This window comes from Vibrio sp. 1CM2L, assembly GCF_023161695.1.
Taxonomy (GTDB): domain Bacteria; phylum Pseudomonadota; class Gammaproteobacteria; order Enterobacterales; family Vibrionaceae; genus Vibrio; species Vibrio coralliirubri.
Genome location: NZ_JALNTT010000001.1, coordinates 904,874 through 929,046, shown reverse-complemented (window position 1 = coordinate 929,046; position 24,173 = coordinate 904,874). Strand labels below are relative to the sequence as shown.

The following is a 24,173-nucleotide window of genomic DNA, read 5'->3' as shown; positions in this document are numbered from 1 at the left end:
AAGACACAAAGAACATCGTTAGGGCGTTTATCTCAACGTCCTAACAAACAAGAATTTAAATAGGTAACTCATCATGAAATCAAAAGCCATGACACAAGAAAAGATGCCATTCCAAGTTTGGATACTGACACTCGCAGCATTTGCAATCGGCACCGCTGAGTTTGTTATCGCAGGTATTCTTCCACAGATCGCCACATCACTTTCAATCACAGAAGGCCAAGCTGGCTACCTTATCAGTGCTTACGCGTTGGCTATCGTTATCGGCGGCCCGATCTTAACCATCTACCTGGCGCGCTTTAATAAGAAGATGGTGCTGATTGGCTTAATGGCACTGTTCATCATCGGTAACGTCTTATCCGCCTTAGCGCCAAGCTATCCATTACTACTGGCGAGTCGTGTTATCGCAGGCTTAGTGCAAGGCCCTTTCTATGGCATCGGTGCGGTTGTTGCGACCAACTTAGTGTCTGAAAAAATGGCTGGTCGTGCGGTTGGTCAGATGTTCGCAGGCTTAACGCTCGCTAACGTTCTTGGCGTTCCAGCGGGTACGTGGGTTAGCTTGCAATTCGGCTGGCACACCACCTTCTTCACTGTTGCTGCACTTGGCACGATTGCGATGATTTCTATTCTAACGTCAATCAAATCGACTGGTCACAGTGAAGCAAAAGACATCAAAACTCAGCTGTTAGCGTTCAAAAACCCAATGCTGCTGATCAGCTTGGCAATCACCGCTTTTGCTTGGTCTGGCTTCATGACGCTTTATGGATACCTTGCGCCAATCGCTATGCACATCACCGGTTACGGTCAACAGTCTGTCACTTGGATCTTAGTGATTGTGGGTGTCGGCTTAATTATAGGTAACACCTTGGGCGGACGTTCTTCAGATAAAAACCTAGGCAAAGCTTCAATGTTTTGGGCTGTCGCAATGATCGTTTCATTGGTTGTGGTTGGCCTCGTGGTAGACAACAAAATCCTATTCGTTGCAGCGGCATTTGTCTTTGGTATTGCATCATTTGCCAACGTTCCAGCCATGCAACTTCGAGTGATGAACAACGGTGGCGAAGGCCAAGAACTAGCAGCAACCGCGAATATCTCAGCGTTTAATTTGGCCAATGCCTTTGGTGGATTTCTTGGCGGCATGGTTCTCGACAGCCAACTAGGCGCAGGCATGATTCCATTCGCGGCCGTTGTTGTTCCTGTGATTGGTTTGCTGCTAATAGCCAAAGCCAACCGAGCTGAAAAACCACAGAGCAACTCTATTTTCAGCCCAGCAGAAAGCAAGTAACGCGACTTATCTCCCCAATAAAAAACTAAAGATCACAGCATTAAAACAAGGTAGAAACGATGAACAAATTATTCGAAGCATCAGAACTGAAAGGCCTAGAACTGCAAAATCGCGTGGTTATGGCACCCATGACGCGCGCTCGTACTAGCCAACCTGGAAATGTGCCAAACGACATGATGGCAACCTATTACCAACAACGTGCAAGTGCAGGGCTTATCATCACTGAAGCGACACAAATTTCAGATGACTCTCAAGGCTACTCATTCACACCCGGTGTTTATACCGATGCACAAATCGAAGGTTGGAAGTCAGTAACTACAGCAGCAAAAGCACAAGGTGCCGCGATATTCTGCCAGCTATGGCACGTAGGCCGAGTATCACACCCTACCTTTCAAAAAGGCGAGTTGCCGATTGCACCTTCTGCATTAGCTCCAATAGAAACGCAGGTTTGGATCTCTGATGAGAATGGAAACGGCAACATGGTCGATTGCATCCAACCAAGAGAGATGACCCAAGCAGACATCGACCGTGTTGTTCAAGATTTTGCTAACTCAGCGAAAAAAGCAGTCGAGGCAGGGTTCAACGGAGTGGAAATCCACGGTGGCAATGGCTACCTGATTGATCAGTTCCTAAGAACCAACTCAAACAAACGCACCGACAACTACGGCGGCAGTCGAGAGAACCGACTTCGCTTCCTAATCGAAGTTGTGGATGCAGTGATTGATGCAATTGGCGCAGACAAAGTAGGTGTACGTTTAGCCCCATTCATCACCTTCAAAGACATGAACTGCCCAGACATCGTTCCAACAATTTTAGAAGCGTCAAAGGTACTGCAAGCTCGTAATATCGCTTATCTACACCTATCAGAAGCCGATTGGGATGACGCACCTGTGATACCTGAAAGCTTCCGTGTAGAACTAAGAGCCTTGTTCTCTAACACCATCATCGTTGCTGGCAGTTACACACCACAACGCGCTGAGGAAATACTAAGCAAAGGCTACGCCGACCTGGTCGCATTTGGTCGCCCATTCGTAGCAAACCCAGATTTGGTATCACGCTTACAAAACGGCAGCGAGCTATCAGAACTCGACGGCGCCACCCTGTTCGGCGGCAACGAAAAAGGCTATATCGATTATCCAGCGTTGTAGTCTTCCGATCTAAGTTAAAGTCTAAAGTGGCACTAGTATATTATATTTATCAAAGGTATAGTTCTCTAGACTTTTAAACCGTTGGTCCGGATGAGAAAGTCATTAAGAGCTCTTCGGGGCTCTTTTTTACTTTCAGGGAATGAGAAAATTATGAATTTAAGCAAAACTAAAACATCTTTTTATCGACGCCTACTTTTAGCCTATCTAGTCGATAATGGCTTTAATACACTCCCCAAAATACAAGCTGAGATAAACATTCCACGCAGAACAGCACAAGATACTATTGCTGCACTTCAAGAACTTGATATCGAGTGTGTGTTTGTGGGCGCATTAAAAAACGGCCACTACCAAGTAGAATCATGGGGGCCATTTGATAAGATTTGGATAAGAGAAAACATACAACGAATTAGAGAAGCTCTAGACTATTGATTTGCGCCTTCATTCTCTTTCTGAAGCTCTAATTTTTGGCGCGCTTTAACATCATCCCATGTTTCATTTGGAGCGCGCTCAGCCACTCGTTCTGAGTATTTCTTAACAGCTCGTTGAAAGACTCTCTCTTTGTCTATTTTTTTGTCTACTTCCAAATGTTCAATTAGACAAACAAAGTTCCAAAGCAAATCGCCTAATTCATCCTCTAAAAAAGCTTGCCTTCCTAACGTTATTTCTTCTTTAACTTCAGTAACTTCCTCAACTAGCGCATCTAGATAAGTTGAACTTCCTTGAAACCAAGTTCCTTGTAGATCTCGTTGAGATTTTATAGCCGCAATGACTTGTAATTGTTTCAGAAACTCTCCTGACTTAATTTCCATAGGCTTTCTCAAAGTTAAAATCAAAAGTAGGTGACGACGATACTAAATTTGAGTCCAATACCTTTCCGAATTCTTCCTTTACAATTTCAGCAGTTATCTTCGGTAATTCTTGGTACAACTCATCAATCGCATCAGCCCGTCCGGTTAGTAATTCATAAAACGATCGGCCATCAATCTGTCGGATATCTTCACGAGAAGCTCTGCGTTGTTTAGTTTTATTATCCGATGGTGAAAAAGTAGTGTTATATGCTTTTTGGCCTTTTGGTAAAATTTCTACATAGTAGCCAATATAACCAGGTCGCTCAGCGACTGCTTGTGCCAAATCATCATAAATAGCGACCTTATGGTTACCTTTTGTAGTGTTGTGCTTATTTTTGATTTCTGCGACAACTTTTTTCTCATGTGAAACTATATCGATTAGTTGCCCGACAGGAAGATTGCTAACCCAAGCTATAGAGCCAAGAATTTCTTCATGTAAGCTACCAATAGCATTCTGCTTAGTTTTTTGAATTTGACGTTCTTTTTCTTGTTTCATCCACTCATCTAGACTGATCCCTTGAACTACGGAATCAATAGAAGCTGAAAAGCAATCTAAAGTGTTGCGGTACAAATCTAATTCTGTGTTTTGTGCTTGATAAATACGTTTGATACTGCCACGTATCGCTTCTTTTAACTCACTTCTGTCGAATGCTTTCATCATAACCTCTTAATATGAATGGGCATTATGGATCGAAAACTTAAGAGTTAGTACATATAAAAAAAAACAGCTAAAATAGTGGACCTTCGAATAAAAATACTGTATATTAAAACAGTACCAATCAATTAACGATTTAACTATATGGAAGCGTCATATGTTTGATGTCCAAAATGAAAAAGAAATAAAATACAGTGTTGAAGTCCTAGCAGATATCCTATCGCAATCTAAAGCAACGATTGGAGCTCGAATCAAACGTGGAGAGATCACACCGTGTCCTAAATCAGGCATGATCCCTCTAGAGCAAGTCGAAGATCACCCTGAGATCCAAACAATGGTTCAAACTCAGTGGGACGATGAACATGCAGTGAAGCCCAATCGAACTTATAACTTGGTTGAATTATTTGCGGGTGGTGGTGGCCTAGCTATAGGTATGGAGCAAGCTGGCCTAGAAAGCGTTTTACTGAATGAAATGGATAAACACGCCTGTAATACGCTTCGCCACAATAGACCAGATTGGAATGTTATCGAAGGTGATATTTCACAAGTAGATTTCACGCAGATAAAAGAAGACGTAGATATTTTAACTGGCGGTTTTCCTTGTCAAGCGTTCTCATACGCAGGTAAAAGCTTAGGATTTGAAGATACACGCGGAACTCTCTTCTTCGAAATGGCGCGTGCGATCAAAGAAACTCAGCCCAAAATATTTATGGCTGAAAATGTAAAAGCACTGTTTACACATGACGAAGGCCGCACCCTAGAAACCATCAAGTCTGTCATTGATGAGCTGGGCTATGAACTAGTGGAACCTCGAGTTCTAAAGGCAATATTCTATAAAGTCCCCCAAAAGCGTGAGCGTCTTATCTTAGTAGCTATACGAAAAGATCTTGCTCAACAAGACGTAAAATTCCATTGGCCGTCTCCTTTCAAACGAGTAATGACATTGCGCGATGCATTATATGCAGGAGAGCTATACGATACTGATGTTCCGGAATCACCAGGGCAAGAGTACCCCGAGCGTAAAAAAGAGATCATGAAAGAAGTACCTCAAGGTGGTTATTGGCGCAACCTCTCAGATGACTTACAGCGTGAGTATATGGGAGGAAGTTACTTCTTAGGTGGTGGCAAAACAGGCATGGCACGCCGACTCTCATTAGAAGAACCAAGCTTAACGTTGACGACGTCACCGGCTCAAAAGCAAACTGAGCGTTGTCACCCTATTCACACTCGCCCTCTTCAGGTTCGAGAGTATGCACGAATTCAAACTTTCCCTGATAACTGGGAATTTCAAGGTTCCAAGAATGCTGCTTATAAGCAAATTGGTAATGCCGTACCTGTAAATATGGCAAGAGCACTTGGACATTCTTTAGTTAGGCTCCTAAATGATATTGAATTATCAAACCAAATACCAAAGCTAGATGAAAACGAAAAGTTCAGTAGCATCAAATGGTTTAATAATAATTTTAAATAAAAAGAAAACAAAGGGAGCACTATTTACTCCCTTTTTTTAATTTAACTACGATTACTCAAAGTGGCCTGAAAACTTCTTTCCAAACTCAGACCCTAGACCTTTGAATGTTTCTTCAATGATACTTGTAGTCCCTTTAACTCTCGTCAACTGATCCCAGAACTCGTCTGCCACAAATGCTTCTTCCGCTTTAATTAACGGGGTAACTTTGCCACCCTCTTTAGCCCAGAACTTGCCTGAATGAGGATCAAAAGGAAATGCTAAAAAACAACGAACATCACCTGGGTACTCTTTTAATGCCAAATAAGCATACCAATTCATTATATTTTTCAGGAATTTAGGACCACCACCAGCGTTTAATTGATTAGTTTTGATATCAAACATGATCAACTCAGAATCACATGCAAGGATTACGTCAACACCTTCGCCTTTCGGGATCTTTCTAAAGTCGAGAGAATCCAAATCTACGTTATCTTTTATATATTCTTTTAGTTCAACCCAATATTGCTGTAACTTTAAAGAAGGGTCTTTGTTCTTTTTCTTTTCCCATAATGAAATAAATGTTGTGACGTTATCCGGAATTACAGGAACTGACGAATTGAATTTTTTCTCGTCACAAACATCATAGCCACTTTTCTTTGCAAACTCTTTTGCTAAAGGTTCCCATACTCGTGTTCCCATCGATGTTTCCAAACCTCCGATTAAAGAACGAATTTTCCTCTCTCGTGGAAATATATGATCCAGCATGTGGGTTGTTTTAACTTCTTTCCCATTAAAGAAGTCATCGATGTTATGGCTAATAGTTTCTTCAATAATTTCTTTTAGATCATTTTTAGACAACATTAAAACAGTACCTCAATCAATATAAGTACGAGTAAAGTATCATATAATGCGACATAGGAATGCCCAATAATTCAAGACATTACCAATGACACAGCAATATAATGCAAAAGATCTCGAGGTACTTGAAGGTCTCGATCCTGTGCGGCACCGCCCGGGAATGTATACCGAGACAGAAAGACCTAACCACCTTGCCCAAGAAGTCATTGATAACTCGGTCGATGAAGCACTAGCGGGACACGCTAAGAAGATCAAAGTGGTACTTCATGCAGACCAATCGTTAGAAGTTACCGATGACGGCCGTGGTATGCCTGTCGATATTCACCCTGAAAAAGGGATCTCAGGTGTTGAGCTGATTTTAACTAAGCTCCACTCTGGCGGTAAATTCTCGAATAACAACTATAAGTTCTCTGGTGGTCTGCACGGTGTAGGTATCTCGGTTGTAAACGCGCTGTCAAAACGTGTTGAAGTAACCGTACGCCGAGAAGGTCAAGTTCACGAGATCGCACTTGAAGGCGGTCATGCCGTAACAGAACTTACTGTAACGGGCACTTGTGGTCATCGTAACAGCGGTACATCAGTACATTTCTGGCCTGATCCTAAGTACTTCGATAGCCCTAAATTTTCGACACTTCGTCTGATTAACAACCTACGTGCAAAAGCAGTGCTTTGCCCAGGTTTAGAAATTACCTTTATAGACAAAGTCGGTGGTGAAGAGCATAAATGGTTCTATGAAGATGGTCTAAAAGACTACCTTGCCGAAGGCGTGAAAGGTTACACCTTGCTGCCTGAAGAACCGTATGTTGGCGAATTTGTTGCTGAAACAGAAATGGCAAACTGGGCGATCATCTGGCAGCCAGAAGGCGGCGACATGATCACCGAAAGTTACGTGAACTTAGTACCGACTAAACAAGGTGGTACACACGTAAACGGTCTTCGCCAAGGTCTTCTTGATGCAATGCGTGAGTTCTGTGAATTCCGTAACCTTCTGCCGCGTGGCGTTAAGCTAACGGGCGACGATATCTTCGATCGCTGTTCGTACGTACTATCGGTGAAGATGCAAGATCCGCAGTTTGCTGGTCAAACAAAAGAGCGCTTGTCTTCCCGTCAAACTGCTGCGTTTGTATCTGGTGTGGTAAAAGATGCGTTTAGCCTGTGGTTGAACGAAAAGCCACAACTGGCAGAACAGCTAGCAGAAGCTTGTATTGCGAATGCACACCGCCGTATGCGCGCAAGCAAAAAGGTTGTGCGTAAGAAAATCGCTTCAGGCCCAGCACTGCCGGGTAAGCTAACTGACTGTTCAGTTCAAGATTTAAGCCGTACCGAAATCTTCTTCGTGGAAGGGGACTCGGCGGGTGGTTCTGCTAAACAAGCACGTGACCGTGAGTTTCAAGCGGTGATGCCACTTCGCGGTAAGATCCTAAATACATGGGAGGTGTCAGCAGACCAAGTATTGGCTTCGCAAGAAGTGCACGACATCTCGGTAGCTCTGGGTATCGACCCAGATAACGATGATTTATCAGGCCTGCGTTACGGTAAGATCTGTATCCTTGCCGATGCGGACTCGGATGGTCTTCATATCGCGACACTGCTATGTGCATTGTTTACCCGCCATTTCCATGCATTAGTTGAAGCGGGTCATATCTATGTGGCAATGCCTCCTCTGTATCGTATCGATTGCGGTAAAGAAGTGTTCTACGCACTCGATGACGCAGAGAAAGACGGTGTGCTTGAGCGACTATCGCAGAAGAAAGCCAAGATCAACGTGCAACGATTCAAAGGTCTGGGTGAAATGAACCCACTTCAGTTGCGTGAAACCACCATGGATCCAAACACTCGTCGTCTTGTGCAGTTAACGATTGATGACAGCGAAGCGACCAACGAGATGATGGACATGCTGCTTGGTAAGAAACGTGCAGATGATCGCCGTACATGGTTACAAAACAATGGTGATTTAGCTGATACTACTCCTGATAGTAACTATCAAATTACAGCTAGCCTAGCTCAAGAGCAATACGAATGCATATATAGCAAACCAAAAATTGAGACTCAAATAATGGACGAACATTTCGCACAAGTGGAAAAACTGTTAGACACAAAATATTCGGATTACTGCATACCAAACGGCTTAGAATATGTCCTAGAAGCAGCAAAGTATTATGACGGACTTACAATAAGTAATATCGACCAATGGCTGAAAAAATACCTAAATGGGTACAAAAATAGAAAATCAGTAACTCATGGTAACCCAACCAATACGTATGACGATGACATTAACGATACCATTATAAATGAAATCAGATCAGATATTGATATGAAGACGATCAATGAGGCTAGTAAGCTCTTGAAAAGGTCACAAATGGCTATCGGTAACCTTCTAGAAGAATACTTAGCAGAAGAGTTAGCTAGCCATGGCTGGTATATGGCTTGGGGGGAAACAGTTAGAAGTACAGATCTAGTATCAATAGATAATGAGCGTCTTCAAGTAAAAAATAGGAACAACACCGAAAACAGCTCTAGCTCCCAAGTTAGAAATGGTACAGATATTATCAAATGGCATCGATTAAATGCTAATAATGGCACTAAATACTGGCCTTCGTTAGTAAAACTAACCGGATGCCAAACTCTTTCAGAAGAAAGATTTAAAAGCTTTATTAAACAGGTAGTACAAAATAACAATAAGGTATTGTTCATTCCAAGTAGTCTATAGAAACAGCCTCTTATCTCATCCCATCAAACCCAATAAGCACTCAAAATGAGAAGCGTTATTGGCAAATGGTGATAACTATCCGATGTCGGCGCGAATTGCGCTAAAGATTGAAGAGCAACTGTTGTAAACATTTCCTTCAGGCAAAAGAAAGGCTCGCATGACTAGTGCGAGCCTAATGCAGTTTAGGGGGTAAACCACAATCTAGTTTAATTATTTAACTTATGAGCCATTATGCACTTGTGCGCATTGATATTCTATTTTTAAATGATTCACTGCAATTAATCAATCGATAAAAGTTAGCGTTTGGTCAATTTAAACCACATAGGTAACAGTGATTTAGTGATTGATGTCTAGAAAACCATCATAAAACCTATAAAAATCAGATCTATAAGCTTCTCATTTGCCAGTAACCTTCACCATTAGTCGCGAGTTGGCTGTGTAAATAATCGAGCGTATCTGCGACCATTCCAGCGATGCCTTGTGGCGGATTGAACAGCAACAAACCACTGCCGATCAGGCGATCATCACCCTTGGGATCTCGAAGACGAAGCTCCGACTTAATCGGACTTGGTAGCAAGCCATCTTTCACCGCTGTCACGCAGTGGTTCAGAATCAGTGAGCTCTTGTCATCCGTGTAAAGCGGGTACCAAATGAGGGCTGATACCTTCTCAGACTGTTGATACGCCTTAACCAAGGCATCGATCACCGCGAGATATTCAGAATCGGTTTCATAGGGTGGATCGATAACAATCAGGTGATGGTTGTCGTGTTTTGCTATGTCGTCAGGCAGTGCTTTCAAGCCATCGCCCGCGGTAATGGTGAGCTTACTTGAGACATCAAGATCGCGTTGCAGCTTCTCAATGTTGGTTTGTAATAGGTCGGCTTCATCTTGCTGAATGTCTGAAAAATAGAAGCTATCTTGGCTGCGGCCTTGTTGGTAAGTGATGGCTGCTGAGCCCGGATAGAGAGAGATAAGTTGATTCGGATTGTAGTATTCCAACACCGACATAAAAGAGCTAAATGCTGGCGGTAGATAAGCCTTGTTTCGCCACAAGTACCCGACCCCCTCAGCAAACTCACCAGCATGATTACTGGGTGCAGTAGTGAGATCATAACACCCTGTACCAGAGTGCGTGTCGATAACATTGAGGCGTGAATGTTGCTGCATTAATGACTGAACAAGTGCACTCAATACTGGATGCTTTAGCGCATCACCATGGTCGCCTACATGACATTGATGTCGATATTCCATTCCCTTGCCTCATTTCTACGAACGTCATCTAAACATACTTCATATCATGAGGGCTTGCCTACTCAATCCATCGTTTTTTGAAATAGGCTCTCTTTTCTGTAACTGTCTGACTCTTATAAAAAATAAAGCCCCTCGTTTTGTTATATACGAAGGGCTTGTTGACGTTACTGACTAAGTCGTACAGTTAACCAATAGAGAGCTTAAGGGTACTCGCCCTCAACTTCTACTGGCGCTTTCACTTGGTAGTGACAAGGCTGTAGGCCAAGTAACTTAGGCAGTGTGATACCGACAGACACTGAAGACCACGTACCGCTGACAATACCTACAACTAGTGCAATAGCGAAACCTTGTAGTGCCGCGCCACCCAGTAGCCAAAGTGCTGATACGGTGATTAGCGTTGTACCTGAAGTCACCATAGTGCGTGAGAAGGTCGCTTTAACCGATTCGTTAAGTAGGTTATCAGTGTCACCATTTGGATTGCCACGCAGCATTTCACGAACACGGTCGGCAATGATGATCGAGTCATTCAATGAGTAACCCAATATCGCCAACACTGCCGCTAATACCGTTAGGTTGAACTCGAATTGAGTGAACGCAAACAGACCCAAGATAAGCGTCACGTCATAGATGATCGCGGCAAGGGCGCCGAGTGCTAAACGCCATTCAAAACGAACACTCAGGTACAGCATGATCATTAGGAAACACACCAATACCGCCAAGCCACCTTGGTCAACCATGTCTTGACCGACTTGAGGGCCAACCACACTGCTGTTAAGCACTTTTACTTGGTCACTTACAGAAGACAAAGCATCCACTAAGTTTGGCTGAGGAGCGTCTGTCATTTGGCTGTAACGGATTGTCCAGCGATCCTGCTCTGCCATACCAACCACTTGCACGTCTTGTTGGAAAGCCGTATCAAGTTTTGTTTTTAACGCATCTTTGGTTACTTGATCAGAGAGCTGAACCTCGGCAACCACACCGCCAGTAAAGTCCAAACCCCAGTTAAAACCTTTCACTGCCACCAGCATCACAGAGCTCATGAACAGCACAATAGAAATCACAGACATCACCTTACGAAGGCGAGTCATATTGCTATTTGAAAAATAGCGGTCTGAAATAGTCATTTTTGAAGTACTCATACTTAAATCCTTACATCGTGGCGTTGGTCACGCCCCCAAACCAAATTGATGATCGCTCGTGAAGCAAAAATACCCGTGAACATACTGGTTAGAAGACCTAAGCCCAGTGTCAGAGCGAAGCCCTGAATCGGTCCATTACCGATTGTGTATAGAGCCACAGCAACGATCATGGTGGTGACGTTAGCATCGAAAATTGACGAGAATGCGCTATCGAAACCACGATCGATAGAGCTAGCAAAGCTACGCCCTTCTTTCATCTTGTCTCGAATACGCTCGAAGATAAGCACGTTAGTGTCTACCGCCATACCGACGGTCAGTACCAAGCCCGCAATACCTGGCAGAGTTAATACCGCACCCGGTAGCAAGGCAATCAAACCAAACAACGTGGTCATGTTAACCACCAATGCACAGTTCGCGACCCAACCAAGGCGGCGGTACCATAGCGCCATAAACGTTAGAGTAAGACCAAGGCCAAGAGCCAAAGCAGCAAAGCCATTCGTTACGTTTTCAGCACCCAGAGATGGGCCAATGGTACGCTCTTCAATGATGGTAACAGGCGCTGTTAATGAACCCGCACGTAGCAGTAGAGCAAGCTCTTGTGCTTCTGCCATGCTGCCTGCACCAGTGATTCTGAAGCGGCTACCCAGTTGAGATTGGATGTTCGCCACACTGATCACTTCACTGGTTTTTTCGCTGTTACCGGCTCTGTCACGGCTGTATTCGCTGTAAACGGTCGCCATTGGCTTGCCGATGTTATGGCGAGAAAACTCAGACATTTTCTTACCACCAGAAGAATCAAGCGTGATGTTTACTTCTGCACTGCCCATTTCACCAATGCCACTGCGTGCATCGATAATGTGTTCACCGCTCAGCACGGCTTTGCGAGCAACCACGACACGATTGCCATCTGAATCTTTCAGAGTTTGAGTATTGCGCGTTGCGTTGTCGTACACAGAGTAGAACGCTAATGAAGCCGTAGCACCAATCACGTCTTTCGCAGCTGCAGGGTCTTGTACACCCGGTAATTCGATACGGATACGGCTTTCACCTTGGCGTTGAATCGATGCCTCAGTGATGCCTAGCTCTTCAATACGGCTGCGCATGATTTGCAGGTTTTGTTGAACCGTTAGGTTACGTAGCGTTCTTTGTTCTTCTTCAGACTGAGTTAACGTTAGCGATTTATCTGAACGGTCACGTTGCCATTGTGGGAACTCTTCACGAATCAGTTTCTGTGCTTTTTCGAAATCTGCATCAGTACGGAAGTTAAACTCAACTTGGTTATTCACCACTTTACCGCGTGCATAACGCACTTGGCTGGTGATCTCGTCGACCACAGATTGTGCTTGTGCGTGGTAAACCGGTTCCATGTCCACTTCTAGCAAGAACTGCACACCACCACGTAAATCAAGACCTAGCTGAATCGGCGCGAAGCCCATGTCAGTCAACCATTTTGGTGCTGCTGGCTCCATCGCTAGCGCAACCGTCGCGTTATCCAATAGGCGCTCATTCAGCACCTCTTTGGCTTTCGCTTGTTGCTCTGCATCTTCCAAGATGACAACCAAACGGTTGTCTTTTTGAAATGCCGATTTGGCTTGGATGCCTTCGCTCGCAAGGTATTGGGTAATTTGGCTCGCATCGATGGTCTGTTCAGAACGGTTGTTAATTTGAACCGATGCATTCTCGCCATACCAAGAAGGTAAAGCACTCAGAACCATGATGATGATAGTGGCGATAAGCACCACGTATTTCCACTTTGAGTAGTGGTTAATTTGTTTTCTTGGAATGCGTTTTTTCACAGTCAAGATCTCTTCTTTTTACCAATCACGGTGAATAAATGATCGACACTAGCGAAGGAAAAAGGCTTGAGAACAAGGCAGGATTTTTCGATAAGTAGCTATTCTACAATCAAAAATTCTAACGCAGTTATCGAGCATTTTAACCAGCTAGGGTGTTCAGTTATTTACTACGATTGGTATGTCTAATATTTTGCGAACACGAGCAATGGCTAATCACAACCAGAACAAGCTGGTTGAAAGATAGTGATGCTAAAGCTGATGTCGCTATGTTTGTGTTGGTTAATTGGCGAGCTCAACGGGCACAAGTGACCATCGATACGACCAATTTAGGGTCAAACGATTAGCTAAGAAGTTCTCGGAAATGCGAGTATTGGATGTTGCCCTCTTTCCACCCAGCAAGCCGGGAGGACGGAGAACTCACAATGCTGGTCCAGTGCTGCTTGGAATCCAACAACGGTGTGTTGAAAAGCAGAGAAGCCAGTAATGAAGGGGGAGAGAAGTCGATCAGTAGATGATAAGCAGGCTCAAGATCGGCCACGCTTTCTTGCTCGTTACTGAGCATACGTCTGAAGTTTGCTGCTTGAAGGCTTGATTCGGTGTCGTGATAGTTGGAACTGTCACCAGAAGGCACGGTGCCAAACTGAGCCTTATCGCACTCTAAGTAGCTCGACGGATTATCCGTATCAGCTTGTTTACAAAGATCATTCTGTGAAGATTGCTCTTGAGCCGAGTATATTTGAAATGGCTTAGAAGGAAACGAATAGCCGTTAGAATTCACTAAGCCAAAGCTCAGTAAAAACAACATTAAGACTAATCGGGTACCCAGTTTAAGCAATCTAATATCCAAACAACATTCTCGTAGATCGTCAATCTACAATACAAATGAAACGCTGTCTTGATTTAAAACATTTTTTTAGAAAATGATACGATGCAACCGATTAAGCGTTCTCGAAATTTAGATTTACATAGATCTAAAACGGCTTAACAACAGGTGATGCATAGACGTTATGAATGGTGAAAAAACAAGAAAGCCAAGCGGTGATCGCTTGGCTTTGAGTTGTCTCTTTCTGTTGGTTTTAAGCTTTAGGCTTTAGGCTTTAGGACGCATGATGTTCTTAACCTTACGGCTATTTTCACCAAAGATGCGTTGGACAAGTTGATTCATGTCTTCCGCAGTGATCGACCTCGCCACTCGCTCAACTTGAGACAAAGCTTCGACACCGTAATCATGGAGCAAGTAACGAGACACATACCATGCTTGGTCGATAGAGCTCTTCTCTAGAGGCGAGAAGTCAGCTTCAAACTGTTTCACGACTGCGTGCATTTCCTTTTCGGAGACACCTTGTAAAAGGTCTGCAACCACTTTATCGATCGCCACTTCAACTTGGTCTACATTTTCTGGCGCTATCATCGCACCAATAACCCACTCATAACTCGGCTCGCTGTCTCGCAACGTTGCATAGGTATATGGCGAGTAATCTAAGCTCAACTCTTCACGAATATAGGTATCTAAACGAGTCGCCAGCAATCGCTGCAGTAAGTCTTCCATGAAAACATCTTTTGCCGACATTTTAACTTCAACGCTAGGCTCAGAGATAACTCGTAGGATGTACTCGGCACTATTCACATTGTTGATCGCTAAATCAATGCGTGATTCAGATGGCTGCTTGTAAGCCACCTTAAAGTCCGGAACCTCGGCTTTTTCTAATGGAATCGAAGCCAAATATTGCTCAACTAAAGGCTTTAATTCACTTGGGTCGATATCACCCACGACCACCAATTGGTTATGTCTCAATTGGCCAAACAGCTGCTGATGAAGATTGGCGACGTCTTCCACAGAAACCGTTTCAACACGCTCTTTATCTACAAGATAATGACCACTTTCCTGACGATAAATATTGTGGTTTACCGCTCGTTCAAACTGACCAACAGGGCTACTCAAGAAAGATTCTTGACCTTGTACAAACTCCTGCTTCACTGCCTCTAACTGCTCGGGAACAATTTTAGGCGCAGTGATGAAGGTATAAAGCGCAGCAAACGTATCTTTGAGCCCACCTTTGTTAATACTAAATTCAACACCATGGCGAGTGTTGCCAATAAAGGAATCAGCTCTAATATCTTCACGATCAAAGTACGCTAAAAGCTCAGAACCCGTAAATTCACCCACACCACTTCGAGCGAAAGTAGGTAACGCAACCTCAACCGCTGGGTAAAGGCTCGGATCCAAAGCGGCTTTTCCACCGAGGCTCATGTACATCACCCCAACATCATCACCCGCCACATAATCACGCAGATACCACATGTCGATGCCATTGCTCAACGTCCACTTTTGGATATATGGGTCTACGGACATTTGTTCAGCAAGTACAACCTCGCCTTGCGAGCTAGGTACAGCAAAAGCACTGGCTGTTCCTATCGCAAGCGGCGGAATTCCCGCCTCGCTATACGTGGCTTTTAAGCTATCTAGAGAGTTAATGACCGCTGTTCTGTCTTCATTGTCGTCCATCCCAATAACAATAAAGTAATCATCAGAAAGTAGATTCTTGATGTTGTCGTTAATCACTTCAAGGCTCAAGTTAGCAATGAAAGCTTCTAAACTTACTTGATAGTCTTTCTGTGATTGGACAATTCGATCTGTGACTAACGCACTCGCTTTGTAGTTCGCGTGTTCAACGCTATCCATTTTATCCCAGTCATGCTCGATGTTGTCGAGTAAGTCTTGATAGTAGTGCTGTTCGCCAACAATATCCGTTTCCGAAACACCAAAATCACGCAATGACGCCAATGTAGAAAGCAGATCTTGTTGGATTACTTCACGGTCTCCAGCCGGAAACCCAACACTTATTGCCGAATAGTGCAGAGCACCCATTCGATAGCCATCAGACGCTATCCATTGAGTCGGCAGCGCAGCATCATTGAACACCGCTTCTAATCGTTGTCTAATCAATTGTTGAGAGGTTTCATCTAACCAGCGTTGATGCTGCTGAGCATGATTTTCAACTCTATTTAAACCTCGGTTAAACGTCAGAGTTATGCTAGGCGCTTCTCTTCCTGCGTACTCAACATAATCATCTTCATTGAATGAGGTCGTTTTCTGTTTCTCTGGTCTCGGCGTATCACCACGCTCCCAGCTAGAAAACTTTTCTTCAATGAGTGGAATCACGGTTTTGATGTCCACATCACCAGAAACGACCAGCTCAACTATTTGAGGTTGATACCAAGTCTGATAAAAGTTGGTGATGCCTTGAGGAGTGGCATTCACAATCGACGATTTCGTCCCTAGTGCATCTTGCGATTCGTACGGGCCGCCTTCAATGAAGTAATCATAATATATATCTCCGAATGACTTATCATCGAGGCGAGCCATACGGAACTCACCAAGAACCACGCCTTTTTCTTTTTCGACTTCTGAACTTGATAGATCCAGGCCATCACCAATGTCACGCATCCACGTCAAAGCAGACTGCAATTGGATGTTATCTGGCAAATCTAACTGGTAGACCGTCTCTTCATAAGAGGTGTAGGCGTTGATATCAGCACCGAAGCTAGCGCCTGCATCTTCGAATAGACGAATCACATCATTTTGAGAGAAATTCTTACTGCCATTGAATGCCATGTGTTCCAAGAAGTGAGCATAGCCTTCTTGCTGATCAGTCTCTTGAATCGAACCGGCGTGCACGACTAAACGCACAGATACGGATTCTTCATGATCTGGATAAACATGATAGGTAAGGCCATTTTCTAGTTGGCCTGAAGTCCATGCCGGATCCGGCTGGATTGGCGTTTCGGTAGTTTTTGATGTTGAGCTACAGCCAACTAAGGTGAGGCATAGAGCCGTCGCTAAATAATATGTTTTCATAACAACCTCTTAATGTCATTCATCGACAATATACAGATTGAGCTAACGATTATTATTTAATATTGAACCTGATGAGTATCTTTGTGATCTAGGTCTTTATTTTATAAATCACCAATCGTTATGTAAGATCTCTGTACTCATTTAAAGTGGTGTTTAGATAAGAGCCTATTACATCGATTTTAGACTTGCTAACTACATCTATTTAAAATCAATAAGCTACATAAATTTCAGCCAGTTCTCTACATACCCTTAAACAACGCTTGCGAGGCACGGCTGATCGGTAGCTTTTCCCCTGACACATACGCCGACATCTGACCTGAGAGTCCTTTCTTCACCTTATCAATGGCCGACACTTTCACCACCACCGAGCGGTGGATCTGCCAAAACTCATCCGGGTTAAGCTGGGCGATCAGCTCTTTTAGAGACACGCGAAGAATAAACTCCTCTAGAGAGCCGCCTTGGCCTTTTTTGAATATAGAGACGTACTTGTCTTCGGCTTTGAAGTAAGCCACATCATCGACGGCGATTAAGTGAATGTCTTCTCCGACACTGGCTTTGAGCCACGTGAGATACTGTTGCTTGTTTTGTTGGGAAGACGATTGGGATAGCTGTTGAAGCTGAGCCATTAACGCCGTGATATCGGGCTGTTCCGGAGTGCTACCTGTTTGCGTTTGGTTGCTCGACAAACGCGCTTGCACCTTCTGACATGTGGCCAGTAAGCGCTCTTCGTTGATTGGCTTCAGCAGGTAATCCATCGCATTATGCTCAAAAGCTTTGACCGCGTATTCGTCATAAGCCGTAATAAACACAATCAATGGCGGCGAATCTAACTTGTTGAGTTGTTTCGCCAGCGAGATACCATCCAGCTCTGGCATACGAATATCTAGAAAAGCCACGTCGGGCTTAAGTTGCTGAATACTTTGCATGGCCTCCAAACCGTTTTGTGCCTTGCTGACGATCTCGAGTTCCGGCCAAACCTCAGCAAGGCTCTTGTCTAAGTGATGCCTTAACAGTGCTTCATCGTCTGCGATAATCGCCGTTACGCTCGGCTGTACTGCTGGGTTGTTCATGGTTAGTCCTTTAAATTCACACTGTAAATCGTCTATTTTTCGTCACTGCTCTGTGCTTTCTGGTCTGTAATTCTAGGCAGCTGCGTCAGTCAGCGGTAACAAGATCGTCGAGACTACCCCGCCTTCAACATGTTCAGTAATCGTTAGGCTCGCCCTATCACCATACAGGGTTTCAATTCTTTGACGAATATTGCTCAACCCAACACCGTGACCCGTATTCGCAGAAGGCGTTTTCAACCCCGCGCCATTATCAGCCACTTCAATTTTTAGCTTTTGTGCTTGTTGAGTAATACGAATATTCACTTGGCCACCAGCGGCTTTGGGCTCGATGCCGTGCGTGAGTGCATTCTCGACCAAAGGTTGAATCAAGAACGGTGGAATCACCTGCAAATCGCTAATCTCGTGTGTTTCAATCGAGAACGTTAAGCGCTCACCCAAACGTATCTTCTGGATATTAAGATAAGCGTCTAACAAGTCGACCTCTTGTGCAATGGTCGATTGCTCGGTGCGGCTGTTTTTCAAAGTCACACGCAACAAGTCAGTCAGTTTTTCGAGCATCAACTTGGCTTTCGCGCTGTCACTCTCAATCAATACATTGATGGTCGCAAGCGTGTTGAACAAGAAGTGCGGTTCAATTTGGCTTTGCAGTTGTTTAAGCTGACTCAGCACCACCACCTTTTCTTGGTCGGCCTGACGACGCTTGGCCACTTCCAATTCGTTATCGGCACGTAACTGCTGCTCTCGTGTGTAGAAATAGTAATAGCAAACCGAACAGAAGATCACACCGAGCAAGACTACGGATTTGAGGTCCGAGATATTGGCCCCGAAATACCCGTTCAACCAATAGTGCGCGTTCAAGGTACCAAAGGTCATCGCGAACAGCATTGAGATACCCACTTCAAGCGTTCGGGATGTCCTCTTAAACAACTTCACCAAGATGAAAGAAGAACCTACGGCGCTGTAACCAAAGCCAAAGCTGATTGCCAGGTTAACCGTTAATCCGCCGCCCCAAATCGTATGGGTTGTAATCGCAATAAGAACACAAAATAGCGTGGTGAACGCGAAACTCTTAATCCATGAAAATCGACTGTTTGAAGAAGTGTCCATTAAAATCGTCCTTTGATATTTAAGAGAATCATATGACTATCGGGTAAGTTGGCGTAAGCAGAATCACTTTTACCGCCTAGAAAGCGTGCAGCAAGTTCCAAATCCAACGATGAATCGCCATTATCTAAAGCCTGATAGTTAAGCCATTGGGTAGCAATAAAACCGCCGTCTTGGGGAGACAACATGACGTCGAATGTCGGCGTGATATCTTCAAGCCAGCCATGTGTCGAATCCAGAGACCAATGAAACATGATGTTGTGTTGAACCAAATTAGCGTGCTGATAGCCTTGCGCGTAAGAAGCAGCCAGTGATGCTGTCATCGGATTAATTGACAAAGACTCGGCACTTTCTAGCGCGCTTTGCCATTCAGAATCACTCCACGCGCGGCTATCAAACCAGTATTCCAACACCACATTGTGGCCGGTGTCATTGGCCCATGTTAATCCTACTAACGCTTGATAAGCCTCGCCCTGCTCTTCAAGATAAGCCGGTTTAAGCAGTGAGTTAGGCTGGCTGTAGCCAAGGCCTTGTCGTTGATAGACAACAGAGCCATGAAACTCCCAAGCGAGGTTTAATACCGAAACCAAACTCGCCCCAAGCAAGCCGTGGCGTACATCGTCGTAATAGACGACCCATTGATATTCGTGATCACCCACTAGATTGTAACGACGTACCCCAAAGCCTTGTTGCTGATTCTGCTTTTCGAATTCATTTACGTCTTGGGAAGTCCATGACGAATCGCTGTAAAGCAGTGTCCATTCGCCCGTCATATCGAACAGTGACGCCGAGGCAACACCTGCGCCCTCTTCTACGACAATGCCCACCGGGTTTTGTCGATACGGCTTGATGATGTCTAAAGGTCGATAGCCATAGCCTACGCCCCAATCTAAACGAACCTTGCCGAGAGTTACATCAAGATAGTGATCACCAACGAGTGAATTGGACAGCTCAACGCCACCTTGCCAGAACAACTCACGCACAATGAATTCCGATTCAAAGCTCACGTCTTGTTGTTGAGGGTTATTGCTCAGAATATCATTGGCTTTCACTGCAAACAGACCAAGCCAATTGCCATATCCAACCTCAAGATCCAACAGGCCATTCAAAGACTGACGATGATCAGATGGTAAAAGGCTAAATGGCGACTCTCGCGATTCAACCGACTCAGCGCTCAGTTGCCAATCCCACGCTAAGCTCAGGTCGTCCGCTTGAATCGTGTTACTCACACAAGACAAGGCAAACAAAGTAGCGATTGAAGACTTGATGTGGAATCGGCAATTGGAAGCTTTCATGACGTCCACCTACAGACCAGATACGCTGTTACGAGATAAGTAAGCAGGGTTGTAGTATTTATCCGCTAAGCTTTGTTCGCTCACCTCGCGATACTCAATCACAGTTTTCTTGCTTGGTTGAATCTTATCGAGCAAGGTCATCGACACCACGGTGGGTAATCCATCTCTCACGCCTTCGGTAAACCACGCTTGCTTCGCCAGTTTTCCCGAACGCAGATACATATCCGCTTTAACTGGGAATGCTCGGTCTGCCGTTAACCACAGATCAATCGATTGATAGCTGGCACCCTTGGTTTTCGCCGCAAGCTTTAGGTGATGGGTATCGAGCGTCTCGCCAGTCGGTATCTCAACTTGTTGCTCGGCAACCCACTCACCTTGGTAATCTTCGCTCCAAGTGAGCGTCGAGATGTCCCCTACCGAGGCTTCGCCCAATAGCTTTTGCATCGGTGTGATACGAATGGGACGGCGTGATTTCGGCATCAGTAGCCAATAGTTATCTTCAATCATCAGCATCTTTTGCCCAGCCTCGACAGCTGATTTAAAGACGACTAATGACTCTCGGTTTGGCCTTGTGTATACGTTGTATTCACGGGTTTTGTCCAGTTGCTCGTCTTGATACAGCGCCACCAGAGAAACCACTTTAGATGCCTGTTCGCTGTTCAAACGATAGCTATCCGCTTTGGCGATCATCTCAGTGACTTGTTGTGAATCGACTGCCCAGCTTGGTGTCGATGCTAGAACCAATACAGAACCTAAAACAGTGAGTAAACGAGTAAATTTATACATAAACCAACGCCTCCGTGATTGGCTTATTCACGCCTTTGCGAGCAGAGAAATAAGCAGCTAGCAAACATATCGTCAGCACACCTAAAGTGGCGTAACCAACTAATTCCAATGAGAAGTAAATGTTGAGTGGGTAACCCTCGGTTCTCCCGGGAGGTGGTGGCATTTGGATATCAACCACTAGCAATAACACCGACACTAAGCCACTCACTAAAGCGCCAATCGCACTGCCAATCACCGCCAGCAATCCTGCCTCTTTTAAGAAGCCTGCCACGATTTCAGAAGGGTAACTGCCGAGTGCCGACAAGGTACCAATTTCACGAGTGCGCTCCGTCACCGACATGGTCATGGTGTTAAACAAAGACACGAATACCACCAATGCCATAACAGCACCCATGATGCCGAAGATCCTGTCGTAAAGATCTTTAACCTTGGTGTAGAAAAACGCACGATCTTGCCACGGGGTAATCTCGATCTCTGTGCCTTGTTCGCTTTGGCTCGCACTATTTCGATCTAAAGTCGCTTGAATGCGCTGTTGAACGGTCGACGTCTTACTTGTTTCAAATAGGAACACCGACAAGGTACTGACTTTGTCTGACGCTAAAAGCTCTTGTGCGGTGGTGATATGTACGTACAGCTGACGCTTATCCAACTCAGGTACGCCAGTCGAGTAGATGCCCTGCACCTTAAAATCAAAAGCGTTCAAAGCACCGTCACTGGTGGTGGCTAGCAGCGTTACCCAATCGCCAACCGCAACTTTGAGGTTGCGGGCAAGGTCGGTTCCCAGCATCACTTGTGGTTCTTGGCTATCGTATCTGGGAGATTTCACATCCGAGAGAGTTTGCCCGCTGCGCACATCAAGGAATGGTCCTTTCATGTCGAACTCGCGCTCATTGACGCCCGTTCCCATAAAGATGGTCGATTTGCTACCGTTAGACACCAAACCGCTGAAGTAGACTCGCGGCTGCACACCACGCACGTCACTGTCACCAATGATGCTCTTGGTTAGGGCTTGAACATTGTCTAGACCATTGCTCAGCGGCATGTCTTCATCTTGCTCAAAATATCCCGGAGTGCTCAAAGTAAGATGACCAGTATCGCGCGCGGTCGATTCACGCAGAGATTCATAAGTGTAAAGCCCATAACCTCCAGCCGAGGTCAGCGCAAATACCGCGATGGCGATGATCAACACCGAGAGCAGACTTCGTCGACCATTTCTTAATAGATTAAGCCACGCCAAACGCACCGAGGTAGGAAGCAAAAAAGTGCTCAGTTTTTGTGTTAGCTTGCCCATGAGATCGCCTCCGTTGTTGTGGCTTGTGGAGCCAGTTGACCGTCGATTAATTCAATCACTCGGTCACAACGCTGCGCCATTCTTGGGTCATGTGTTGCGACGATAAAGGTGGTGCCCATTTCATGGCCGAGCTCTTTCATAATGTCGATCACAAGGTTGGCGGTGTGACTGTCTAGGCTCGCGGTCGGCTCATCGGCAATCACTAAGCTTGGGTTGTGGATCAGCGCTCTGGCTATCGCGACACGTTGTTGCTGGCCACCTGAAAGGTTGTCTGGTCGGTGATGAACGTAATCCCCTAGCCCAACACGCTCTAACATGTCTTGCGCTCTGCTCTGCTGTTCTTGCTTAGAGTATTGGTTCAACATCAATGGGTAAGCGACGTTTTCTAACGCTGTCATTACAGGAACCAGATTGAAGCGCTGAAACACAAAACCCAACGACTGACGACGAAAACGTGCAGCGGCGATTTGCTCTGTCGGATACGGTTGGCCATCAATATCGATCTGCCCTCGATAGCTCATATCCAACAAACCAAGAATATTCAAAAGTGTGCTTTTTCCAGAACCTGATGGCCCACATAACGCCACCATTTCACCACGTTGGATGTGTCCATCGACCCCGTTTAATGCATCAACACGTTGACCGCCCGTGACATATGCTTTGCCGATATCTTTAAATTCAATCATTCCTTTGTCCTCCGCTGACCCATAATTTTTAAGCGTTCGCAGTTGTTAATGAGCTTTAGTAAACCGCTATTTGGCTTTCGCTATTAGGGCTTTAGCCGTCATTGTCTCGATGTTTCCGGCATCGGTGCTTTCCATTTTTTCAAGCCACACCTGTGCTTGCTCGAAGTCTTCAGCACGAATCGATGCGGTAATGGCATAACGGTAAATCCACGAGGTTGCAGCGAAATGCTGTTGCTGGAAATCATCTTCCGCGAGTAACGAGAGGAACAGGTCATAACCACGATCAAAATGGTTAAACATGTCTGGTAGCGAGGTGTAAGTCACCGCAGCCATTGCGCGAGTTAGGTAAGAATCTGGCAGCCCTTGAACACGAGGTTGCTCATGAATTGGTTGGTCTTCGTCTTTCAGCAGCACCAGTGATTTATCAATGGTTGATAAGCCCTTCTCCACATACTTCATCTTATTCCAAGGCAAGAACGCATCACGTCCCATCAAGGTCTCTGTGCTACCTAGGTAAACCAAAGTCAGCGGTGTCGCACCGTCTTGTTGCAGCGTGTCATTAAGGCGTTCGTAAGCCACCTCAACCAAGTCTTCATTGCCTTGCGCCGCTTGGTTATAGATATCGAGCACGTCTGAACTCGGGTTCGCTAAAGCTAACGACGGTGCAAACGAAACAAGCGCAATCAGCAATGAACGCTTAAGCAGAGAGGTAGTAGAGCCTGAATTAAATGAGTGTGAAGTAGTCATGATTTCTAATCCCTTTCAAATGTTGACGTTGAAAGGTTAACTAGAATTTGTCATGCCGTTTTATCAATGCGACGAATGGTAATTACCAGGAGTGAATGGTTGATCTGGGGCGTGAGTGGAGTCTCAACCTTATAGGAACTAGACGAACACTATTCGCATAATTAGCCACAATTCCTCCCCTTTCCACGATCAGCAAG

20 protein-coding genes and 1 pseudogene are annotated in these 24,173 nt (G+C 45.0%); 6 read left to right on the top strand and 15 right to left on the bottom strand.

Features of this window, described 5'->3' with window-relative positions:
- Window positions 1-73 precede the first annotated feature (73 nt).
- The 3 genes from MSG34_RS03975 to MSG34_RS03965 all read left to right on the top strand — a co-directional run bounded on the left by MSG34_RS03975 (window position 74) and on the right by MSG34_RS03965 (window position 2,859).
- The gene (locus tag MSG34_RS03975; protein WP_248336341.1) at window positions 74-1,282 is read left to right on the top strand and encodes an MFS transporter; all 1,209 of its coding nucleotides are present in this window, start codon (window positions 74-76) and stop codon (window positions 1,280-1,282) included.
- A gap of 59 nt (window positions 1,283-1,341) precedes the next feature.
- Complete coding sequence (locus MSG34_RS03970) at window positions 1,342-2,430, top strand: alkene reductase (RefSeq protein ID WP_248336340.1); 1,089 nt, start codon at window positions 1,342-1,344, stop codon at window positions 2,428-2,430.
- A gap of 150 nt (window positions 2,431-2,580) precedes the next feature.
- Complete coding sequence (locus MSG34_RS03965) at window positions 2,581-2,859, top strand: helix-turn-helix domain-containing protein (protein WP_170930184.1); 279 nt, start codon at window positions 2,581-2,583, stop codon at window positions 2,857-2,859.
- Here the strand turns inward: MSG34_RS03965 and MSG34_RS03960 are convergent.
- A complete protein-coding gene (locus MSG34_RS03960) occupies window positions 2,853-3,239 on the bottom strand; it encodes a MazG nucleotide pyrophosphohydrolase domain-containing protein (RefSeq protein WP_248336339.1) in 387 nt (128 codons plus the stop codon). The two genes, MSG34_RS03965 and MSG34_RS03960, sit on opposite strands and share 7 nt — an antisense overlap.
- Window positions 3,229-3,936, bottom strand: coding sequence for an Eco47II family restriction endonuclease (locus MSG34_RS03955; protein WP_170930183.1), 708 nt, complete (start codon window positions 3,934-3,936; stop codon window positions 3,229-3,231). Before MSG34_RS03955 ends, MSG34_RS03960 begins: the two co-directional genes overlap by 11 nt.
- Before the next feature lie 154 nt (window positions 3,937-4,090).
- On the opposite strand from MSG34_RS03955, the gene dcm reads away from it, so the two are divergent.
- Window positions 4,091-5,404, top strand: coding sequence for a DNA (cytosine-5-)-methyltransferase (gene dcm / locus MSG34_RS03950; protein ID WP_248336338.1), 1,314 nt, complete (start codon window positions 4,091-4,093; stop codon window positions 5,402-5,404).
- Between the two features lie 51 nt (window positions 5,405-5,455).
- On the opposite strand, the gene MSG34_RS03945 is transcribed toward dcm, so the two are convergent.
- Window positions 5,456-6,244, bottom strand: a complete 789-nt coding sequence (locus MSG34_RS03945; protein WP_248336337.1) for a TdeIII family type II restriction endonuclease — start codon at window positions 6,242-6,244, stop codon at window positions 5,456-5,458.
- Between the two features lie 85 nt (window positions 6,245-6,329).
- On the opposite strand from MSG34_RS03945, the pseudogene parE reads away from it, so the two are divergent.
- Together parE and MSG34_RS03935 are read left to right on the top strand one after the other, a co-directional pair.
- Window positions 6,330-8,204 (top strand): annotated as a pseudogene (parE, locus tag MSG34_RS03940) (DNA topoisomerase IV subunit B); the annotation flags it as partial.
- Between the two features lie 93 nt (window positions 8,205-8,297).
- Window positions 8,298-8,951, top strand: a complete 654-nt coding sequence (locus MSG34_RS03935; protein ID WP_248336506.1) for a SinI family restriction endonuclease — start codon at window positions 8,298-8,300, stop codon at window positions 8,949-8,951.
- 385 nt (window positions 8,952-9,336) lie between these two features.
- Here MSG34_RS03935 and rlmJ read toward each other — a convergent pair whose 3' ends face one another.
- From rlmJ to MSG34_RS03875, 12 genes are all read right to left on the bottom strand, one after another.
- The gene (rlmJ, locus tag MSG34_RS03930; RefSeq protein ID WP_248336336.1) at window positions 9,337-10,203 is read right to left on the bottom strand and encodes a 23S rRNA (adenine(2030)-N(6))-methyltransferase RlmJ; all 867 of its coding nucleotides are present in this window, start codon (window positions 10,201-10,203) and stop codon (window positions 9,337-9,339) included.
- Window positions 10,204-10,403: 200 nt separating this feature from the next.
- The gene (gene secF / locus MSG34_RS03925; protein ID WP_248336335.1) at window positions 10,404-11,342 is read right to left on the bottom strand and encodes a protein translocase subunit SecF; all 939 of its coding nucleotides are present in this window, start codon (window positions 11,340-11,342) and stop codon (window positions 10,404-10,406) included.
- Between the two features lie 2 nt (window positions 11,343-11,344).
- Complete coding sequence (gene secD, locus MSG34_RS03920) at window positions 11,345-13,144, bottom strand: protein translocase subunit SecD (RefSeq protein ID WP_081090041.1); 1,800 nt, start codon at window positions 13,142-13,144, stop codon at window positions 11,345-11,347.
- Between the two features lie 334 nt (window positions 13,145-13,478).
- Window positions 13,479-13,943: a hypothetical protein gene (locus MSG34_RS03915; RefSeq protein ID WP_029235281.1), complete on the bottom strand. Its 465-nt coding sequence runs from the start codon at window positions 13,941-13,943 to the stop codon at window positions 13,479-13,481.
- A 285-nt stretch (window positions 13,944-14,228) separates the two neighbouring features.
- Window positions 14,229-16,997 (bottom strand): M16 family metallopeptidase, encoded by a 2,769-nt coding sequence (locus tag MSG34_RS03910; protein ID WP_248336334.1) that lies wholly within the window; start codon window positions 16,995-16,997, stop codon window positions 14,229-14,231.
- A gap of 239 nt (window positions 16,998-17,236) precedes the next feature.
- On the bottom strand, window positions 17,237-18,067 hold the full coding sequence (locus MSG34_RS03905) for a LytTR family DNA-binding domain-containing protein (RefSeq protein WP_248336333.1): 831 nt from the start codon (window positions 18,065-18,067) through the stop codon (window positions 17,237-17,239).
- Window positions 18,068-18,139: 72 nt separating this feature from the next.
- Window positions 18,140-19,174: a sensor histidine kinase gene (locus MSG34_RS03900; RefSeq protein WP_248336332.1), complete on the bottom strand. Its 1,035-nt coding sequence runs from the start codon at window positions 19,172-19,174 to the stop codon at window positions 18,140-18,142.
- The gene (locus tag MSG34_RS03895; protein ID WP_248336331.1) at window positions 19,174-20,466 is read right to left on the bottom strand and encodes a hypothetical protein; all 1,293 of its coding nucleotides are present in this window, start codon (window positions 20,464-20,466) and stop codon (window positions 19,174-19,176) included. The genes MSG34_RS03900 and MSG34_RS03895 overlap by 1 nt, the downstream gene beginning before the upstream one ends.
- A 9-nt stretch (window positions 20,467-20,475) precedes the next feature.
- Window positions 20,476-21,252, bottom strand: a complete 777-nt coding sequence (locus tag MSG34_RS03890; protein ID WP_248336330.1) for an outer membrane lipoprotein-sorting protein — start codon at window positions 21,250-21,252, stop codon at window positions 20,476-20,478.
- A complete protein-coding gene (locus MSG34_RS03885) occupies window positions 21,245-22,543 on the bottom strand; it encodes an FtsX-like permease family protein (protein ID WP_248336329.1) in 1,299 nt (432 codons plus the stop codon). The genes MSG34_RS03890 and MSG34_RS03885 overlap by 8 nt, the downstream gene beginning before the upstream one ends.
- A complete protein-coding gene (locus MSG34_RS03880) occupies window positions 22,531-23,229 on the bottom strand; it encodes an ABC transporter ATP-binding protein (RefSeq protein ID WP_050651191.1) in 699 nt (232 codons plus the stop codon). Before MSG34_RS03880 ends, MSG34_RS03885 begins: the two co-directional genes overlap by 13 nt.
- A gap of 66 nt (window positions 23,230-23,295) precedes the next feature.
- Entirely contained in the window at window positions 23,296-23,976 is a 681-nt protein-coding gene (locus MSG34_RS03875) for a hypothetical protein (RefSeq protein ID WP_065608296.1), read from the bottom strand.
- Window positions 23,977-24,173: the final 197 nt, after the last annotated feature.

Bases quoted from the DNA above. Each gene is read 5' to 3' on its own strand.
- MSG34_RS03975 (WP_248336341.1), top strand. From the start codon at position 74: ATGAAATCAAAAGCCATGACACAAGAAAAGATGCCATTCCAAGTTTGG.
- MSG34_RS03970 (WP_248336340.1), top strand. From the start codon at position 1,342: ATGAACAAATTATTCGAAGCATCAGAACTGAAAGGCCTAGAACTGCAA.
- MSG34_RS03965 (WP_170930184.1), top strand. From the start codon at position 2,581: ATGAATTTAAGCAAAACTAAAACATCTTTTTATCGACGCCTACTTTTA.
- MSG34_RS03960 (WP_248336339.1), bottom strand. From the start codon at position 3,239: ATGGAAATTAAGTCAGGAGAGTTTCTGAAACAATTACAAGTCATTGCG.
- MSG34_RS03955 (WP_170930183.1), bottom strand. From the start codon at position 3,936: ATGAAAGCATTCGACAGAAGTGAGTTAAAAGAAGCGATACGTGGCAGT.
- dcm (WP_248336338.1), top strand. From the start codon at position 4,091: ATGTTTGATGTCCAAAATGAAAAAGAAATAAAATACAGTGTTGAAGTC.
- MSG34_RS03945 (WP_248336337.1), bottom strand. From the start codon at position 6,244: ATGTTGTCTAAAAATGATCTAAAAGAAATTATTGAAGAAACTATTAGC.
- MSG34_RS03935 (WP_248336506.1), top strand. From the start codon at position 8,298: ATGGACGAACATTTCGCACAAGTGGAAAAACTGTTAGACACAAAATAT.
- rlmJ (WP_248336336.1), bottom strand. From the start codon at position 10,203: ATGGAATATCGACATCAATGTCATGTAGGCGACCATGGTGATGCGCTA.
- secF (WP_248336335.1), bottom strand. From the start codon at position 11,342: ATGAGTACTTCAAAAATGACTATTTCAGACCGCTATTTTTCAAATAGC.
- MSG34_RS03915 (WP_029235281.1), bottom strand. From the start codon at position 13,943: ATGTTGTTTTTACTGAGCTTTGGCTTAGTGAATTCTAACGGCTATTCG.
- MSG34_RS03910 (WP_248336334.1), bottom strand. From the start codon at position 16,997: ATGAAAACATATTATTTAGCGACGGCTCTATGCCTCACCTTAGTTGGC.
- MSG34_RS03905 (WP_248336333.1), bottom strand. From the start codon at position 18,067: ATGAACAACCCAGCAGTACAGCCGAGCGTAACGGCGATTATCGCAGAC.
- MSG34_RS03900 (WP_248336332.1), bottom strand. From the start codon at position 19,174: ATGGACACTTCTTCAAACAGTCGATTTTCATGGATTAAGAGTTTCGCG.
- MSG34_RS03895 (WP_248336331.1), bottom strand. From the start codon at position 20,466: ATGAAAGCTTCCAATTGCCGATTCCACATCAAGTCTTCAATCGCTACT.
- MSG34_RS03890 (WP_248336330.1), bottom strand. From the start codon at position 21,252: ATGTATAAATTTACTCGTTTACTCACTGTTTTAGGTTCTGTATTGGTT.
- MSG34_RS03885 (WP_248336329.1), bottom strand. From the start codon at position 22,543: ATGGGCAAGCTAACACAAAAACTGAGCACTTTTTTGCTTCCTACCTCG.
- MSG34_RS03880 (WP_050651191.1), bottom strand. From the start codon at position 23,229: ATGATTGAATTTAAAGATATCGGCAAAGCATATGTCACGGGCGGTCAA.
- MSG34_RS03875 (WP_065608296.1), bottom strand. From the start codon at position 23,976: ATGACTACTTCACACTCATTTAATTCAGGCTCTACTACCTCTCTGCTT.